At 60.9% G+C, this 17,142-nt stretch carries 19 protein-coding genes and 2 pseudogenes; 9 read left to right on the top strand and 12 right to left on the bottom strand.

Annotated features, from left to right (window positions below):
* A pseudogene (locus tag ACIQUS_RS09765) lies at positions 1–837 on the bottom strand (hypothetical protein); the annotation flags it as partial.
* Between the two features lie 494 nt (positions 838–1,331).
* Entirely contained in the window at positions 1,332–1,664 is a 333-nt protein-coding gene (locus tag ACIQUS_RS09760; RefSeq protein WP_403046069.1) for an integrase, read from the bottom strand.
* 35 nt (positions 1,665–1,699) lie between these two features.
* Here ACIQUS_RS09760 and ACIQUS_RS09755 point away from each other — a divergent pair, with 35 nt between their 5' ends.
* Positions 1,700–2,017, top strand: coding sequence for a hypothetical protein (locus ACIQUS_RS09755; protein ID WP_403046066.1), 318 nt, complete (start codon positions 1,700–1,702; stop codon positions 2,015–2,017).
* Between the two features lie 37 nt (positions 2,018–2,054).
* Here ACIQUS_RS09755 and ACIQUS_RS09750 read toward each other — a convergent pair.
* Positions 2,055–2,186 (bottom strand): annotated as a pseudogene (locus ACIQUS_RS09750) (DNA cytosine methyltransferase); the annotation flags it as partial.
* Between the two features lie 1,231 nt (positions 2,187–3,417).
* Between ACIQUS_RS09750 and ACIQUS_RS09745 the strand changes: the two are divergent.
* Entirely contained in the window at positions 3,418–3,603 is a 186-nt protein-coding gene (locus ACIQUS_RS09745; protein ID WP_403046064.1) for a hypothetical protein, read from the top strand.
* 499 nt (positions 3,604–4,102) lie between these two features.
* On the opposite strand, the gene ACIQUS_RS09740 is transcribed toward ACIQUS_RS09745, so the two are convergent.
* Complete coding sequence (locus ACIQUS_RS09740; protein WP_403046062.1) at positions 4,103–4,252, bottom strand: hypothetical protein; 150 nt, start codon at positions 4,250–4,252, stop codon at positions 4,103–4,105.
* A gap of 152 nt (positions 4,253–4,404) precedes the next feature.
* Here ACIQUS_RS09740 and ACIQUS_RS09735 point away from each other — a divergent pair, with 152 nt between their 5' ends.
* Both ACIQUS_RS09735 and ACIQUS_RS09730 read left to right on the top strand, forming a co-directional pair.
* Positions 4,405–4,722: a hypothetical protein gene (locus ACIQUS_RS09735; RefSeq protein WP_403046060.1), complete on the top strand. Its 318-nt coding sequence runs from the start codon at positions 4,405–4,407 to the stop codon at positions 4,720–4,722.
* A gap of 149 nt (positions 4,723–4,871) precedes the next feature.
* A complete protein-coding gene (locus ACIQUS_RS09730; protein WP_403046057.1) occupies positions 4,872–5,087 on the top strand; it encodes a hypothetical protein in 216 nt (71 codons plus the stop codon).
* A 20-nt stretch (positions 5,088–5,107) separates the two neighbouring features.
* On the opposite strand, the gene ACIQUS_RS09725 is transcribed toward ACIQUS_RS09730, so the two are convergent.
* Positions 5,108–6,865: a SulP family inorganic anion transporter gene (locus ACIQUS_RS09725; protein WP_403046054.1), complete on the bottom strand. Its 1,758-nt coding sequence runs from the start codon at positions 6,863–6,865 to the stop codon at positions 5,108–5,110.
* 293 nt (positions 6,866–7,158) lie between these two features.
* On the opposite strand from ACIQUS_RS09725, the gene ACIQUS_RS09720 reads away from it, so the two are divergent.
* Positions 7,159–7,821, top strand: a complete 663-nt coding sequence (locus ACIQUS_RS09720; protein ID WP_403046051.1) for a hypothetical protein — start codon at positions 7,159–7,161, stop codon at positions 7,819–7,821.
* Between the two features lie 20 nt (positions 7,822–7,841).
* On the opposite strand, the gene ACIQUS_RS09715 is transcribed toward ACIQUS_RS09720, so the two are convergent.
* Positions 7,842–8,516, bottom strand: coding sequence for an NADPH-dependent F420 reductase (locus ACIQUS_RS09715; RefSeq protein ID WP_403046049.1), 675 nt, complete (start codon positions 8,514–8,516; stop codon positions 7,842–7,844).
* A 173-nt stretch (positions 8,517–8,689) separates the two neighbouring features.
* Here ACIQUS_RS09715 and ACIQUS_RS09710 point away from each other — a divergent pair, with 173 nt between their 5' ends.
* Both ACIQUS_RS09710 and ACIQUS_RS09705 read left to right on the top strand, forming a co-directional pair.
* Positions 8,690–9,028 carry a GNAT family N-acetyltransferase gene (locus tag ACIQUS_RS09710; RefSeq protein WP_403046047.1) on the top strand — a complete coding sequence of 113 codons (339 nt, stop codon included), beginning with the start codon at positions 8,690–8,692 and terminating at the stop codon, positions 9,026–9,028.
* Between the two features lie 131 nt (positions 9,029–9,159).
* A complete protein-coding gene (locus ACIQUS_RS09705; protein WP_403046044.1) occupies positions 9,160–9,588 on the top strand; it encodes a molybdopterin-binding protein in 429 nt (142 codons plus the stop codon).
* Positions 9,589–10,003: 415 nt separating this feature from the next.
* On the opposite strand, the gene ACIQUS_RS09700 is transcribed toward ACIQUS_RS09705, so the two are convergent.
* The 4 genes from ACIQUS_RS09700 to ACIQUS_RS09685 all read right to left on the bottom strand — a co-directional run bounded on the left by ACIQUS_RS09700 (position 10,004) and on the right by ACIQUS_RS09685 (position 11,996).
* Complete coding sequence (locus ACIQUS_RS09700) at positions 10,004–10,636, bottom strand: hypothetical protein (protein ID WP_403046042.1); 633 nt, start codon at positions 10,634–10,636, stop codon at positions 10,004–10,006.
* A 137-nt stretch (positions 10,637–10,773) separates the two neighbouring features.
* Positions 10,774–11,028 (bottom strand): hypothetical protein, encoded by a 255-nt coding sequence (locus tag ACIQUS_RS09695; protein WP_403046039.1) that lies wholly within the window; start codon positions 11,026–11,028, stop codon positions 10,774–10,776.
* A 107-nt stretch (positions 11,029–11,135) separates the two neighbouring features.
* Positions 11,136–11,420, bottom strand: a complete 285-nt coding sequence (locus ACIQUS_RS09690; RefSeq protein WP_403046036.1) for a hypothetical protein — start codon at positions 11,418–11,420, stop codon at positions 11,136–11,138.
* A gap of 57 nt (positions 11,421–11,477) precedes the next feature.
* Complete coding sequence (locus ACIQUS_RS09685) at positions 11,478–11,996, bottom strand: DUF3016 domain-containing protein (protein ID WP_403046033.1); 519 nt, start codon at positions 11,994–11,996, stop codon at positions 11,478–11,480.
* A gap of 78 nt (positions 11,997–12,074) precedes the next feature.
* On the opposite strand from ACIQUS_RS09685, the gene ACIQUS_RS09680 reads away from it, so the two are divergent.
* Positions 12,075–12,767, top strand: a complete 693-nt coding sequence (locus ACIQUS_RS09680; RefSeq protein WP_403046030.1) for a metallophosphoesterase — start codon at positions 12,075–12,077, stop codon at positions 12,765–12,767.
* 60 nt (positions 12,768–12,827) lie between these two features.
* Here ACIQUS_RS09680 and ACIQUS_RS09675 read toward each other — a convergent pair whose 3' ends face one another.
* A complete protein-coding gene (locus ACIQUS_RS09675) occupies positions 12,828–13,559 on the bottom strand; it encodes a hypothetical protein (RefSeq protein WP_403046027.1) in 732 nt (243 codons plus the stop codon).
* 305 nt (positions 13,560–13,864) lie between these two features.
* Here ACIQUS_RS09675 and ACIQUS_RS09670 point away from each other — a divergent pair, with 305 nt between their 5' ends.
* Entirely contained in the window at positions 13,865–14,491 is a 627-nt protein-coding gene (locus ACIQUS_RS09670; RefSeq protein WP_403046024.1) for a LysE family translocator, read from the top strand.
* Here the strand turns inward: ACIQUS_RS09670 and ACIQUS_RS09665 are convergent.
* Positions 14,488–17,046: an autotransporter outer membrane beta-barrel domain-containing protein gene (locus ACIQUS_RS09665; RefSeq protein WP_403046022.1), complete on the bottom strand. Its 2,559-nt coding sequence runs from the start codon at positions 17,044–17,046 to the stop codon at positions 14,488–14,490. The two genes, ACIQUS_RS09670 and ACIQUS_RS09665, sit on opposite strands and share 4 nt — an antisense overlap.
* Positions 17,047–17,142 lie beyond the last annotated feature (96 nt).

Below are 17,142 nucleotides of genomic sequence, written 5' to 3'. Positions count from 1 at the left end.
ATGTTCTGATGTGTTTAGTGTGCGCAGGTCAGGTTGCTTCGGCCCCGCATTGAAGGCTTTCAGCTGGCTCGTCAGACATTGATTGTAGGCCGCGGGCCCATTCATCTTGTCCATCACACAAGCGCTCTCAATGGACTGATGTTCTGATGTGTTTAGTGTGCGCAGGTCAGGTTGCTTCGGCCCCGCATTGAAGGCTTTCAGCTGGCTCGTCAGACATTGATTGTAGGCCGCGGGCCCTTTCATTTTGTCCATCACGCAAGCGCTCTCAAGGGACTGGCGTTCTGAGGTGTTCAGTCCGAGGTTCCTTCCGGACTTAACGGTCTTATTAGGATCCGTCACCAAGCCTGTTGAGATGGTTTCAGAGTTAATTGCTGGGGCGGTGTGGATTCCGTAACCAGTACTGGAGGTGCCCAAGGGGTGTGACCCTATAGTTCCATTTTTTCTTGTGTAAGGGGGCAGCCTGCCGAGGCTCTTAGTCTCGGACTCAATGGTCTTGGTAGGGTCTGTCGTCAAGTCTATCGAGGTGGTTCCAGAATTATTTGCTGGAACGGTGTAGATTCCGTACCCAGGATTGGAGGTGCCTAAGGGCGGCGTTATATTAGTTCCTATTTTGCTCGTGTAAGGGTTTACGTTACCAACGGTCGACCAGTTGTTGGAAAAACTGGCGTCTGGAGCCGAGCGCATATGCGGAGCAACGTAGGTTCCATTAGCCCTGATATAACCTCTGACAGAGACAGATCCACCTGCATGCGCATATGGAATCAGCAAAATGAAGCAGAGGCACAGCAGCAGGGTTGTGCCGAGCAAGCGCTCCCTATCGACAATTAACTTGGACATTGTGCCCCCTTGGCTAGCACCTCGACTGTTGGCGCTGATCGAACACCGATGCCGTCGATTGAATCTGACCTCGGGTGGATTCCACATTCTACATCGTTAAGCCGCGCTTTCCTGCGTGAACGTGCTGGGAGCAGTTCAATGCCTGGGGAAGTTTTCAGCCAAATGAGTCGCTATTAACGGATCACTTTTCAATCAACTGACGGCTTTGGGCCGAAAGTGGCACTTGGCGACCGGCCGCTTCGGGTCGATAGAGGCCGTCACAAGTCCCCGAAAGCCATTGGCGTTATCCCAGAGTTATGCCGGATCGGCATCATAACTGGATGAGTGCCGTCGGACCAATTCGCGAACCAACCTGTGCGTTTTGGTGGGGGAGCGAGGGGGCTTTCGCCCAGTAAAATCAGCACATCCCCACCCGCTAAACCCCATGACAGAGCGCATGGTGATGTTAGCGGTGGAGATCAAGTGATGTTCCTGCGGGGGTTCCAGAGGTGTATTTAGGTGCCGTTGTCTGTTCTGGGCCAATTTCGGGCCAATTCGACTCGAGCCGGCAGCTTCTCCAGCTCCCTCCAGTCCGAGGAGGAGCTGATCCATTTTGCGTAGGTAGAGAGCAACATCTCGACGCTGTGGCCGAGTTGGTTCGCGATGAACGCGGGGTTCATCCCAGCCATTAGGCACATGGTTGCGTAGGTATGGCGCGTGTCGTACTGCCGACGTTCACGGATGCCCAATGCATTGAGCGCGAGCTTGAAGTGTTCGATTGTAACACTTGGCTCTCTGATCCACATCCCGCCTTTGCCGGGTTGAAACACAAAAGGACTGGTCGACATGGCTGATTTCGATGCCATTTTGCGAAGGTTGGCCAATGTCTGGCCTGGCCAAGCGCATGAAGCGCACGCTCGATGAGGTGCATATGGAGATACCTCGTCGGGCTGGCGTGATTCTGTGGCGTTGGAGTTGGCTACGCTTAACGTATTGCAGAGAGGTGCGCGTTATGAGCGAGCATGACAATAAAGAGACGCTAATGTCGGGCTGTGCGGGCTGTGGGGAGGCAATGGACTTCGACCCCGATGACCCAAGGCCTGAGTTTGAGTTCCAGTGTGAGCACTGCCAAAAGATCAACATCGTGATCTGGGGGGTAGGTGAGCCGCCCCACTGGTATACGGAAATCAAGCCAAATTGATACGGTGCCGATGCTTCGGCGCAATAGATGTGGGTGGTTAAGCTGCCTTCATCAAGGCCTCGATGACACGCTGACCAGTCAGCGGCGGTACCGCATTGCCCGCCATGTGCATGGTCAGCCGGTGGTTGTCCGGGCGCAGGGTGTCGGCCGGGAACGATATCGCGGTCAAGCCTCACTGGCGAAGGCCATACGTCGTCCGCACATGGCATGAAGTCAGTACTAAATGGAAATGTCTGACGAGCAAGTGCGCGCCGTTTCATCGCCAGGCTGGCTGATGGTGTCGAGCAAGCGGCGCCGCAACGGAACTGGCAGACGATTCGATTGGGCATGGTCGATCCTCGCCGAGGTGGCGTTGAAGTTGGCGTAAGTAATGGCTCTATGCTATCGATAGCGGACTGGCTGATCGTAAATAACCGGTCCAAGGAGAATAGAAAGCTATGGATGCTGAACCAACGAATCAGGAAGTGGCAGCTGAAGTCGGAATAGATGAAGCCGAAGTGGAGCGATACCGTAGGGAAGCTTTGCAGCTGGGTGATGGCTCCTGGCTTGTTCACTTCTCTCACGATATGCCAAGGGAGCTGCGCCACCGATTCATGGGGAGCTTTACGGCGGTAGTCAGGGGCAGTGCTGGGGATGAAGTCGCTCGGCGCAATGGGTAGCTGCTCCGTTCCTCGCCGGGGTGGCGTGATTCGTTGAAGCGGGGTATTTGTGCGCGACACTGAAAACAGATCCATGTCGTTGAAGCCTGCTAGCCACCAGGCGCCCTTGATGCTGATGGCGCTGAAGGGGTTGGCCAGCTTGTCGCCGCCGCGCTGGCGGCAGTCCCGGCCGTCGTAGTAGATCGGCGGGACATCGTCGCGATTTCTCATGGCTCATCCTCGGATCACACCGCCGCAGCGCTTGCCTTTTGCCCGTTGTATGGACCGGACACAGGGTGGACAGGTGTGCGGGGACATGGTTGACACGTTCGGCATGATTTCTAGCCGGGATTTCACCCATGCCCTGGAACGCGAGAGACGCCATGAGCTTGAGAGCACTTTTTCGTCCCGGCAATAGCGCTCGATGCTCGTGGTGGAAGCTGTAGAATCGTAGGGAATTTGTTAATGAATCTAAGAGGTTAGAGTGAGAGGACTAGAGAAGTTCTTATCGCAGCGGTTCTTGTTCACGTTGGTTTTTATCGCGCTGGGCGCCTTCCTTCACGAAGCCGGTCATGTTGGCTTCTCGGGGATGTTGATCATCATGATGCTGCCGAACATCGTATTCACGTTCATCAGGATCAGAAACCAGCGGCGTGCGAAACAGTCGCAGTGAGTTGTAGGGGAGGGGTTACGGGGCAGGCTCAACCATACTCCTCTAACCTATAGCGCTATGCTTATGGCTTTGCGGGGTTGGAGGCTGCCATGTACCCGAAGATGACTTGCAAAAAGTGCGGCAAAGAAACTGAAGTACAACTGCGTTACGACAAGGACATCGACGGGCAAGTCTTCAACTGCAAGCTTTGCGGGGCCTTGCATATCGAGGAAACCTACTTCAAGGCACCGGGAGCCCCTGCCCAGTTCAGCTTCCGACTCGCTGATGAGTCTTGAGCGGCGTCAGCCCGGCGCTCTGCCGCTCGCCATGGATCGTTCGCCCGGGTCAGGACGGGCAGCACCGGAGGGTCAGGCTGCCTGCGCTGATTCAGGCAAGGCCGGCGAACAGGTCGATTGCTGTGAGCATGAAGATGCCTCGCCCTGGATAGGCTAAAGTCATTTGGTCACTCAACGGAGGGCTTGATGATGGAATGTTTCGTATGCAGTGCTGAGTCAGAAAAACTTCCGATTCTTGGGGACTGGACTGAGCTCAGGTGTAGCAACGGGTGCGGCCACTATCGACTTTCTGGGACGCTGGAGCGCTTGCTATCCGTAAACCGGGAGAGGCTTGATGTAGATCGGACCAGGGTTTGGCTTGAGGCCAACCGCAAGGCGCGCCCGATCCCCATGATCACCGATCTGACGGCAATCTACGCTTGAGCAGCTCGCGACAGGTCGGGTGAGTAATCTGTCCAACCGACCATGTGCTTCGGTCTTCGCTCAGACGGTGAGACGCTCAGGGGTTACAACCATGACGAAAAAACTCAACTGTCAGAATTGCAAGCAAGAGACGTCCGTAGAGCTTTACTTTGACGATGACATCGACAGTCAGGTGTTCAATTGCGAGCACTGTGGCGGGCGGCATGTTGAGGTCGAGACCAGCCATCTGTCGGGATCCCCAGTCTTGAGCAGGTTTCGATTGGATGAAGATGAGTGATCGTGCTGCCGGCCAGGCACCAGGCCTTGAGGCTGGGGTGATTCGTTGAAGTGGGCTATTGGTTGATGACCCGGTATGAACCCGGAAGAAGGGGGCTGCTAATGAAAACGCTGATAGTTGATCACGCTTGGAACACAATCATCGCGCGGGATGCGGCCGCCAAGCTCGCGTTGGCCGGTAAGATTCAGCAGATCGAAGATATCGAAGCTGCCATTCGAGCGGTTGACGGCGAAGAGGCTGCCCGCGCTGTTCTGAACGATGGCTTGATAAAGCATGCGTTAACACGGTGCCTGGAGCACTTGCAGGGATCAGCATCGGTCACAGAAAAGGACTTCCGGGTCTGTTACGCGTTTGCGACGACCGCTGCCAGCAAGGCAGAGCAAGTCATTGATGAAGAGCTTTCGCACATAGGGTCGTGATCAGCAGGTGAGGGCGCCGTCCTCTTCGCCCTGGCCTGCACCTTCATGACGTTCTCCTGCATGCGCCGCCCATCCGAATGCAGGCGGCAGAAACTAAAAAGACATATTCGTGTTGTAGGCTGCTTGCCGGACTCAGGAGGGTCTGCCAAGTGACCAGATCGACAAGAAACCTTCGCAAGACGTTGGATTGCGTTGCAGCAAATAACCAATCCGCAGCGCTTGATGTGATGCGCGCAATTGATCGGTTGAACGATGAAGTACTTCGCCAGCGCCTGCTTGGCGTGGTTCATCGGTTGAATCAGGATGCAGAGGATCTGCGCCATGCAAGGGATGAGGTGCAGGGCTCCTTGATCAAGCTGGCCTGACGCCTGGAGCCAGCAAGACGCTAGGGTGTCCAGTCAACACTGTGCTCTTCCAGGTAGGCATCGACAGCGGTGCCAATCGTCGGATGGAAGATGTCGTTGCCCAGGTGTTCCAGGACTTCCAGGCGCAGCAGTTTGTCCTTGACCGGGTCCTTCATCTCGGCGAAGCGCAACTCGATGTTCGCTGCACGCAATGAGTGATCCAGTTCGATCAGCATGTCAGCCGAGGTGACGTCCACACTGGTGACCGGTTCGGCCGCGATCACCACCCGGCGTACCGGCGTCGGTGATTGGGCAAGCGCTTCGTGAATGCAGTTCTGGAAGAGCTCGGCGTTGGCGAAGAACAAGGGCGCATCCCAGCGGAACAACACCAGGCCCGGTACGAGGCGGGCGTGGGGATAGCGGCTGATGTCGTGGTAACCGCGAATACCGTCGACACGACCGAGCACGGCGTAATGAGGGCGCCAGCCGTCCCAGAGAAACTCGATCACCGCCACCACCACGGCAAGGCCAATGCCTGGCACCGCGCCGAGAACGGCCACGCCGATGAAACAGGTCATCGACAGCCAGAACTCCCAACGCTGTATGCGGTAGATGCGCTTGAGGTCCTTGAATTCGAACAGGCCGATGGCCGCCGCGATGACCACTGCGCCTAGCGCACTGTTGGGCAGGTGCTCGAGCAGGTTGGGGGCCAGGAGCAGCAACAAGGCCACGCCCAGCGCGCCGAAGACCCCGGTGAGTTGCGTTCTGGAGCCGGCGGCTTCAGCGACGGGCGTGCGCGACGAGCTGCTGCTGATGGGAAAGCCCTGGAACAAGCCAGTTGCGAGGTTGGCAACACCCAGCCCCACCATTTCCTGGTTGGGGTCGACCTGGCTTCGGCTCCTGGCCGCGTAGGCACGGGACAGCACACTGGTGTCGGCAAACGAAACCAGTGCCACGGCGCATCCGCCCACCAGTACGGTGACCAGGTCACTCGCCTGCAGCCAGGGAAATGCGAAACCAGGCAGCCCTTGCGGCAACGCGCCCAACACCTTGACGCCATGGCTGGCAGCGAGATCGAGGCTACCCGCTACCAGGGTGGCGGCCACGACGGCGATGAGCATCCCGGGCAAACGCTCGAAGCGTTTGAGCAGCAGGATCAACGCAAGGGTGCCGGCGCCCACGGCAAAGGCGACCCAGTTGGCCTGGCCGTCCAGCAGTGCCTGGCCAAGAGTCATGATGTCGCGCAACGGACCGGTGCTGTCGACGGAGATGCCGAACAACTTGGGCGTCTGACTGATCAGCACGGTCAGCGCAATGCCGTTCATGTAACCGTAGCGAATAGGTTTGGACAGCAGTTCCGTGATAAAGCCCAGGCGCAACAACCCGGCGCCGATGCACACCAGCCCCGAGACCAGGGCCATGGCACTGGCCAGGGTGATGGCGCGCAGCGGGTCGCCGCCGGAGAGCGGGAGCACCACGGCGAGGATGATGGCGGCCAGTGCCGAGTCGGGGCCGAGCACGAGGATCCTGCTGGGGCCGAACAGGGCATAAGCCAGCAAGGGCACGATGGTGGCGTACAGACCGTAGATGCCCGGCACCCCCGAAGCCTGCGCGTAGGCGATACCGACCGGGACCAGCATGGCGGTCAGCACCAGCCCTGCGACCAGGTCTTTGGGCAGCCAGCCCGGTTGGTACTCACGCAGCATGCCAATGCCCGGCAGCCAGCGCTGCCAGCCATGTGCGGCTGGAGTGCGGTGGCGCGGCGGCCCTGCCGGGTCGTCCGGCTGGATGTCGTTCATGCGGTGTGCCTGCAAATGGCTGGCGCGACGAACTCCGGCAGGATTGCGACGGGTACGACGACCAGCATTCAGGTGAGCAACGAGGTACTCCTCGTGCTGATGCGAATCGAGCCATGCAGACGCAAGTCTAGTAAGGAATGCCGAAACCAACGCGCAAGGTGAGCTTAGATCAGCCATGCTTGTCGGCATGCGCTGGCAACGCTGGCGCGATGCATCGTCTTCTTGGGGCCGCACGTTATCGGTTGTGGTGCCATGGGGCGCACGTTCATATGACCAGATGCAACGAGGATGGTATGGCCAGGCCCAGCGAGGACAGACGAAATCGAATTCTCGACCCTGTCGACCGGGTGACCGAGGTGATCTTCGGGTTGCTGATGGCGATGACGTTCGTGGGTACCTTGAGCGTTGCGACGGCAGGCCGTGAGGACGTGCGACTCATGTTGATCGCCGCCTTCGGTTGCAACCTGGCCTGGGGCCTTGCCGACGCGGTCATGTATGTATTGCGTACATGGACCGAGCGCACCCGCAACCGGAACTTGATGGCCTTCCTGCAAAACGATGCCGGCGCAGAAGAAGGGCGGGGAGTGATCGCCGATGCGCTACCGCCGCGCATCGCTGCGGCAGCGGACACGCAGGTACTGGAGCTGTTGCGTCAACGTCTGGCCGGCGACTCGGGCGAGCCGGACCGCGCTCGCTTGGGGGCGATGGATATTCTCGGCGCCCTGGGTGTTTTCTTGTTGGTCGTGCTGGCAACCTTTCCAGTGGTGATCCCGTTCTTGCTGACCAGCAACGCCGCGCTGGCCGTGCGTGCCTCCAACCTGGTGGCGTTGCTGCTGCTGTTTGCCGCCGGCTGGATGCTGGCGCGCCACTCGGGTGGCAATCCCTGGGCGACGGGCATGGCGTTGGCGATCGTCGGTACGGCATTGATGCTCGGGATCATTGCGCTAGGGGGATGATCGGGGCGACTTGGCAGCGGCTACTCGCCCAGCCTCTGCTTGAGTTCGGCCTCGCTCATCACGCCGCTGAGCGGGCCGCCTGGCAGCCCTTCATCGGCTCGCGCCAGCGGCAGCAGCACCGGGATGAAGCCGGCGTCGCGCACCAGTCGGGCTCCCATTTCCCGCGCCCGGGCGTCGTCGGCGAAGGTGGGAATCGCCTTGCCTGTGCCGGACTGGTTTTTCATGGCGGCGTAGCCGATGGCGTTGAAGGCCCGCACCAGGCGCGCCCCGGGCAGGTACTGCCGGTCCGCCAGGGCCACACCCACTTCCAGTGCCTTGCGCCCGACATCGGCGTCCCGGTCGCTGAACGGGTTGCTGGTGCTGAACACCACCTTGCCGTCCAGCGAACCTTTGAGTTGCTCGGACAGCACCGGCATGGCGCCGTAGGGCACACTCAAGACGATGACATCGCCCCATTGCGCAGCCTCGTTCACCGAACCTGCGCGTGCGCCGGGGCCGGCGGATTCGACCAGTCCGGTCAGCGTCTCGGGGTGGCGCGAGGAAAACATCACCGAATGTCCCGCCTTCGCCCACAGCGTGCCAAGCGTACCGCCGACCTTGCCGGCACCGATCACACTGATCTTGAGGCTGTCCGCCATTGCCTGGTTCATGCACAGGACCAGGCCCGTGAACAGTAAAAGCAGGTATCTGAACATGCTCTGCGCTCCAGTACACTGGCTGTTAAGGATAGTCATTCAGTCAGGAGGTCGCATTGCAGCCTACAAGAACCATTCGCCGGGCTCATCGTGAGGATGTGGACTGCATCACGGCACTCGTCAACGAGGCCTACCGTCACTATGTACCCAGGATGGGCAAGACGCCGGGGCCCATGCGCGAGGACTATCGGCAGGTCCTCGACCGTTCGCAGGTCTACGTACTCACGGTCGATGAGGACATCGCCGGGGTGTTGGTGTTGAGCCAGGAAGCAGGGGAACTGCTCCTTGAAAACATTGCGGTGATGCCGCGTTACAAGGGCCAGGGCATCGGCAAAATGCTCATGCTGTTCTGCGAGGATTACGCCCGTCGCGCCCGCTGCACGGCCATTCGGCTTTACACTCATGAGCGGATGACCGAGAACATCGACATCTATAAAAAGCAGGGATACCTGGAAACACACCGGGCAACTGAAAACGGTTTCGCCCGTGTATTCATGCGCAAGTCGCTCTGACCCGGGCCCGCCGTTCAGTAGGGCGGGGCTCGCCAGCGCCGGGTTTTCCGAGCGCTATAGTTGAGACTACATGACGGTAACCGTGATGATGCGCGAAATCCTAACCCTAAAGTCAAGAAAAGGGCTGTCTCATGAAAGTCAGCGCACGCAATGTGTTCAAAGGCCAGGTTCAGCAGGTACAGCAAGGTGCGGTCAATGCTGAAGTGGTACTGGCCTTGCCCGGCGGCGAACAACTGGTCGCCGTGGTCACCCTGGAAAGCATCAAGACCCTGGGCATTGCGGTCGGCAAGGAGGCCATCGCCCTGGTCAAGGCGCCCTGGGTGATGTTGATGACCGAGTCCAGCGACATTCGCCTTTCGGCGCGCAACTGCCTGGAAGGCAAGGTGTTGAGCGTCACCGACGGTGCCGTCAACGCCGAAGTGGTGATCGAACTGGCCGGTGGCGCGAAGGTGTATTCGATCGTGACCCGTGATGCCGTGGCCGAACTCGGGCTCAAGCCCGGTGTCAGTGCCACCGCGGTTATCAAGGCATCCCACATCATCCTGGGGGTTGCTGCCTGACAGCCGGGTGAAACGGCGCCGACCTTCAATAAGGCAAAAGAGCCGGCGGGGCAGTCGTCTACACTCTTCAGGGCGTTTGATACCCTTGGGAGATACGCCATGGCACCCACTCCCGTCCTCTCTTGCATTGATGTGACAACGTTGCACCGCCCGACAGGTTGCCGCTGGATGGGCGCCGCATTGACCGCCCTGGTGTTCATGGGAAGCGGCAGTGCTTGCGCGATTCGAGAGGGCCTTCACCACGGCCTATCACGGGCCTTCGCCGGACCGCGCCGTGGGCGTGTGGCTGTGGATGTTGCTGCCCAAGCAAGGGACCGACCTTAACACCGCAACCAAGGTAGAGCTTGAGGCTCAGTTCCAGATCATCCCGAAGGATGAGGCGGATGCCTGGGGGAGGGAAAAGTCCGGATAAGCGTTAACCCTCTGCCTGTAGTGCCCTAATCAGCGGCTCGAGCTCGGCAAGGGTTTCGGGCCGAGTGTCCTTGACTGTCACCCGGTACTTGCCATTGACGATGAAGCTCGGCACTTGCTCGATCTGGTAGAGGCGGGCCATGTGGTCCACGCCCACGACGAACTCGCGGGCCTCCTGGGAGTCGATGGTCTGCTTCAAGCCCTTGGCCAGTGACGGGAGGGTCGTGTTGGCCCAGGCGACGACGTCATCCGGGCCCTTGTAGCGCTTGGTCTGTACCGCCTCGAACAGGGATTCGCTCATCAAGCTCGACAGTTTGTGCTTTTGCAGGGCGAAATCCACCCGTCCCAATTCGTCATCGCGCCAACCCACATGCCAGCGGATCACTGCAATGCCCTTTACCTGCTTGTCCCAGTCCCGGGTGACCTGGTAGAGCGGACCGCACTTGGGGCAGACGTACATGAAGAACAGCACCACGCTTTTGCGGCCGTCGGCGAGGAAGGAGGACGGTGTTTTCTCGAACATGTAACAGTCGATTCCCTGGCTTTTTACCGCGGGACAGGCGGCTTGCGCAGACGACATGCCGAACAGGCCGGCGATCAACACGCAGGAAATGATCAAGGGCAAGCGCAAAGGCATGGGAAGCCTCCCGGTGCGTCATTGCATGGCGATGTGTACATATGGCCTTGATCAGTCTAGTCATGATTTACAGCGGGCTTTGATCCCTGACCACGGGACCCTGTGTTTCCCGTGGTCAGGTTCAAGCGCAAGAGGGCTTACTTGTTACGTGCGGTGTTATAGATCTGCTGGGCCCGGTCGGCCGAAGCATTGCACAGCTGGGTGTCCCCATCCTTTTGTGCTTGCTTGGCTTGTGCCAGCAAGCTGCGGAACTCTTCGACCTTGCCGCCCGACAGGGCCTGGCCACTGGCCTTATGGATATCTTCGAGTTGCTTGATCTTCGTTGAGCATTCATCCGCGAACGCCGGACTGCCCAGGGTCAGGGCGACGAAAAACGCTGCCAGGTACTTCATAACGGTTCTCCCGATAGACATGGAACCCGTCGGACACGTGTGAAAAAGGCTCGTGTCGACCTTTGAGCATAGTTCAATGGACAGCTTTCAGGCCTGTTGCGGGGATTTCAGACAAAGCCCTGGCCTTGAAAGCCCCGCGGCAGACGTTGCAGCCCGGGCAGGGCGGCCAGGCGTTCGGCCCAGGCGCCGCGCCAGTCGCTGGCTACCGGGTGGGCGCGGGCCTTGCGGGCGGCTCGGCGAGCGGCGTTGCGCTGGTCGCGGCGGGCGTCCTTGTAGGCATCGGTGTTGCGGCAGCTACGGCATTTGACCCGGTTGAGCTCGGTCGTGGACACCAGGTTGTTGCCATGGTGACCGCAGGCGAGGTGGCCGGCTACCTTGTAGTGAGTGACCATCGGTATGTCCTCTGTACAGGGGTACACTGACTCGGACCGCGCAACGGTCCGGTCGGTTCAGGACGAGTTCTGGCGCTGCACGGCGAATTGTTTGCGGAACCATTCCTCGAGCATGGCCTTTTCGGCATAGAGGCGGTCGCTGGTGGCGCGCCGTCCCGGGCGTTGCAGGTAGAACTTGTCGGTGAGGTGGGCATTGGCCTGGCTCACGGCCTGACCCTGTTGCGACAGGACGTAGTGCAGGTCGATACTGGGCCAGGTGATATCGCGCATGAAGCGAATGGTGTAGGCCTGGGGATGCCAGGGTTCGAAGCGCCCGGCCAGGTCGATGTCGCGGATGTCGATGCGCAGGGTCTGGCCTGCCGGCAGGTAGCGCTTGCCCAGGGACTGCAGGTAGCTGCGCAGTTCTTTCATGACCTGCTCGTCGGCGCCGCGTTCATAGCCGTTGCTGTCGAGGCTGGCATCGCGAAAGTCCTCCGGCTTGTCGTAGTTGACCTCGACCGAGGACGTTGGGGCTGTTTGCGCCAGGCTGCTGCTGGCCAGCAGGCTCAGGGCGACAAGGGTCAGGACAGGGCGCATGATTCACCTCCAGGTGCAGCGGTCTGCACCGCTTCTATATTGTACCCCCGCCAGGGCAGGCGGGTCAGGGGAGGCCAGGTGAGCAGGATCGAGCGGTACGCCATCAACCCACAGGGTCGGGATTATGCCGTGGGCGATATACACGGCCACTTCCAGCGCCTGGAGGCGCAACTGGACAGGATCGGCTTCGATCCGGCGGTGGACCGGCTGTTCAGCGTCGGTGACCTGGTCGATCGCGGCCCCGAATGCCCGCAGGCCCTGCACTGGCTGGATCAGCCCTGGTTTCACGCGGTCCAGGGCAACCATGAAGCGCTGGCGATCACCCATGCCAGCGGTGGCTGGCTGGACTACGGCCAGTACCGCGCCGCAGGCGGCGGCTGGTTTCTCGACCTGCCGGGCGAGGAGCAAGTCCGTTTCGCCGCGCGCTTTGCCCGCATGCCAATGGCCATTGAAGTAGAGACGGCAGGCGGGCTGGTCGGCCTGCTGCATGCCGATTGCCCGTTCGCCCTTTGGTCCGAGTTGTGCGAGCAACTCAAGGCGCCCAGGGCACGGGACGTGGAGGAGTACTGCCAGTGGTCGCGGCGGCGCTTGCAGGAAGAGGATGAAAGGCCGGTCTCAGGCCTGCGGGCGTTGATCGTCGGCCATACCCCGCTGCGCGAGGTGCGGGTGCTGGGCAATATCTGGCACATCGATACCGCCGGCTGGGCCCGTGGTCATTTCAGCCTGCTGGAACTGGACAGCCTCAGCCTGGCCAACCTCGGCACCGACTGAACGGTGAAAAGGAAGGCCCCACGGCGGGGGCCTCCCGAGGCGCCCAAGCAGGACCTGCTGCTACAGGGACTGCAAGGCAATGCTGGCGGTTTGCGAGTTCTGCTGGCTGTCGGCGTCCATCCACACCCATTGGGTGCCGTCACCTTGCAGGTTTTCCTTGATGCTCTGGGTGTTGGAGGTGCTGATGGTCACCGCCCCGGCTTCCGATGCCGTGGGCCCCATCGAGCTGATCTGCCCGGAGAGCAAGCCGTTGGACGTTTCGTTGACCACGAACACCACGGCCTTGTCCTGACGGAACTGGCAGGAGACGAACTGGTTGATGGTGCTGACGATGGTCAGGCTCATCCACTTCGACGGCGGTACTGCGTAATAGCGGGCGTACTTGTTGAAGGGCACCTGCTCGCCGTTGGCCTGCAACGGCTGGTTGTTCAGCCCGGCGGTGTTGGTCGGCATGCTCACGCTGCCGAGCCACGCATCGACCTGGGCGATGCCGCTGTTGGGCGGCACCGACAGGGAGATGGTCTGGGTGTCGGTACCCGAGACAAAACCCACCGAGGCCAGGCCGGCATTGGCCGTGGTGCCGGGAACGGTGATCTGGCAGGGGGGCTGGCTGTTGCTCCACACCACATTGACCGTGGCGTTGTTGTCGTTCTGCGCCGAGTTGTAGAGGAACACCCCATACAACTGGCCGGGGCGCAGCGTGGTGCAGGTGGCGGTGTCGCCGGACTTGAGGGTGATGCGTTGACCGCCACTCCAGTTGATCTGGGCGGCGCTGACTCCAATGCTATCCATGTGGAACTTCCTTTTCCTTGAGTTGACAGGTCAGGCGACCTCGAACTGCGTCCTATGTGCAGCCTCCGTGCACCTGGGCACTCATGTGCCAGGAGCAGGTATAGTCAATGACCGGAAGAGGATCGATATTGTTTTGCTATTGATCGGCGGCCAGGTTCAAGCGATTCGCTGTAACCGGGCGCTAAGTGGCTGTTGTGCAAAGGACCGGGACTTGGCGGCGGCGAACAGTTTTTTTGCCCAACTGTACCTTGACTCACCCGGGCTACTGACTGGATTCTGCCGCTTCCCGTCACCGGAGCGCTGCCATGGACCTGTCCACACTCGCCCTGTTCGTGCCCGCCTGCTTTGCCCTGAACATGGCACCCGGCCCGAACAACCTGTTGTCACTGAACAACGCCAGCCGTTACGGCTTGCGCATCGCCTGTGTGGCCGGCGTAGGCCGCCTGCTGGCGTTTGCCGGGATGATCGTGCTGGCCGCCATGGGCCTGGCGGTGGTGCTGCACACCAGCGAGTACCTGTTCCTGGCGATCAAGCTGCTGGGCGCGGCCTACCTGTTCTACATTGCCTGGCAACTGTGGCGGGCACCGGTGGCGGCCGACTCCCAGGTGGCCGAGCGCAGCCTTGGCACCCTGCGTCTGGCACGCCAGGAGTTCTGGGTAGCGGCGGGCAATCCCAAGGCTATCCTGATCTTCACCGCGTTTTTGCCGCAGTTCGTCCAGGTGGGCAGCCCGGTGCCGGTGGCCGAGCAGTTCGCCTGGCTGGGCGGCCTGTTCCTGCTGCTGGAGTGGCTGGCCATCGCCATCTACGGCTGGCTCGGTGCCTACCTGCAGCGCTGGTTCAGCCAGCCCGGGCCACGGCGTCTGTTCAACCGGGTCAGTGCCACGCTGCTCGGCTGTGCCGGGATCGGCTTGCTGGCAGCCAGACGCGCCTAGTAACTGATCCGCACCCCCAGGTCGGCGCCGACCCCCTCCTGTTGATGGGCGTCGAGGTTGGCGGCGTACTTGATACCGCCATACAGGCTGATGCTCTTGTTGAGCTGTGCGACCAGCCCGGTACCGATATCCATCGAGGTGTAGCGGTAGTCGGTCTTGACCTGGTCGACGTTGTCAAACGTGAGGGTGTCGCGGCCACCATCGCCATGCCAGAAATCTGTTGTCAGGTAGAGTTGCAAGGGTACGGCGCCTGGTTTGAAGTTGCCCTCCAGGCGCACACCGAGGCGACCAGTCAACTCTGTCTGGGCGTCGTAGTCGACGTGGGCAACGCTGTCATCGGCGCTGTCCAGCGAAACGGAGGTGGCAATGATCTGCGCTTGGGGCTCCAGGGCCCACTGCGGCGATAGCGCAATGGGATAACCGGCTTCCAGCGATGCGATCCACGCGTGCCCGTTGAGGTCCAGCTTGTCCCCACGGTCGGATTTCGCCCGCCCGTCAACGTCCGAATATTGCACGACGGCATCGACATACCAGCGCTGCGGGCCCACCAGGGTCCAGTAAGCGCCGACGCTGTCGCTGTCGAGTTTCAGGTCGCCCACCGAACGGTCCTCGATGCCCAGGGCGAAGCCCTTGATATCGCCGTTCAGGCGGCTATGGCCGACATAGAGACCGACGAACTGGCGATACCCGTTGTCGCCCTGCCAGGCATACAGGTCCTGGCCAACCTTGAAACCATACAGGTCGCCATCCAGGCTCGGGTCTACAGTGCCTGACCAGCTTTGGCGAAAGTGGTTGCCGTAGGCCTGGCCCCAACTGGCCGATGCTGCACCCCGTTCATTCAACAGGTTCTGGTCGCCCTGACGTTGATGAAAGGTGCCCAGCGCCGAACGGGCCGCCAGTGCCGCAGCACGAGGCGCCGCCGCATAGACAGCGACTTCCGGGCGGTACAGGGGAATAACCACGCCGGGTGCCGGGGCCGGCAGGTCAGGTTGTCCCGGGGCGGGCGCCGCTTGCGGCGCTGGCAGCACGGCGATCGGCTCACCTGGACCTGGATCGACCGGGCCCGGATCAACGGGATCGGGCCCAGGATCGACGGGTTCGGGCTGCGATACGGGGGCAGGCGCTACCACGGCGGAACGCAGGTACCAGCTGTTCACGCTGTCAGGTGTGACCCCACCTTTGAACAAACGATAGTCGAAAGCGCCGGCTGACAAGGTCTGGGTCTGGACGAAGGCGCCACTGCTGCTGATAGCGCCGCTGGCCGCTTCCACGACCTGGATACCGTTCTGGCTGGTCGCCGCCCCGGCACCGCCGAAGTTGCTGATCTGCAGGTTGGTGGTGCCGGAAATCCTTCCCCCGTTGACCACCAGCCGATCCGACGCCGCGCCGTCACCGGCCAGCACCGTGTTGAGCTTGAGGGTGCCGCCATTGCCGACATAGTTGCCATTGATGGTCAGGCGCCCCAGGGCATTGCCGCCGCTGCGCAGGTCGATGAGCCCGGCATTGTTGACGGTGACGTGCTGTCCGGGCTGCGAGGGGCCGATGGCGCCGCTTTGCGACACCACGCTGCTGCTGGCATCGATGTTCAGTACACCGGTGCCGGTGGTGGCATCGCCCAGCGCCAGGGTGTCGTCCAGGGTCAGGACGCTGCCGTTGTTCAGGTCGATCCGCTCCCAGCCGGAGTAGAGCGAGCCGGTGGTGGGTGTGCTGGTATCGAAGGTCAACTCGTCCTTCCCGGCGTCGCCATTGACCTTGTTCTTCAACTGCTCGGCGCCCAGGTTCTTCAGCGTGGCCTGGTCATCTCCGTCACCGAGCAGCACGGAACCGCCAATGTTGCCGCCATCCCAGGTGAACCGGTCATTGCCGGTGCTGAGCCGCACCTCACCCTTGACGCTGCCGCCATGCACCAGCACTTGGTCGTCACCACCGCTGACACTGATGTTGCCGCCGATAAAGCCATCGAAGACTTCGACATAGTCAAGGTCGAAGCCGGTGACCAGGTTGCCGTCGATCGTCCCGCCGCGCATGATGAAGGTGTTCTTGTCCAGCCTCATGTCGACCCGGCCGATACGCCCGGCGTCCATCTCGGCGAAATCGCCATCCTCGAAGGCACCATGAATCCAGCCTCCGGTCATTTTGAACTTGTCCAGCCCATCGCCCTGGAGCAGGCTCCTCAGGATTTCGCCGCCACTGATGGTGAAGGTGTCCTTGTCCTCGCCCTGCTGCACGTTGCCGCGGATCACTCCGAAGGCCATATTGATGTGGTCCGTACCCTTGCCCTGGTCCAGGTTGCCGCCGACCTCCCCGGAGGCCATGTCGACCCGGTCCGCACCCGCACCAAAGGTGACATCGCCATCGATACCACCGCTGCCGCCGGCCGGCAGGGACAGGCTGTTGTCACCCGAGGGATCGGTTAACGACGGCGCAGTGCCGCTGTCGCAGAGGTAACTGTCGTTACCGGTGGTAGGGGTGAAGGTACAGGCGGCCTGAGTGGGCCTTGCTGCCAGACTGAGCAACGGCAGTGTGACGAGTGCAGCGAGCAGAGAGGGGCGCATCGGATCGTTCCTCATCCATGCCAGGGCAAGCGACCATTGCCGAACCGGTGTCCCTGTTTAGAACCGGACGGGGTCTTGCCTTAGAGATAAAGATGA

This window comes from Pseudomonas sp. NPDC090755 (assembly GCF_044769005.1).
Classification (GTDB): Bacteria; Pseudomonadota; Gammaproteobacteria; order Pseudomonadales; family Pseudomonadaceae; genus Aquipseudomonas.
Note: the sequence above shows the minus strand (reverse complement) of the source record. Positions and strands in the feature narration are given on the sequence as shown.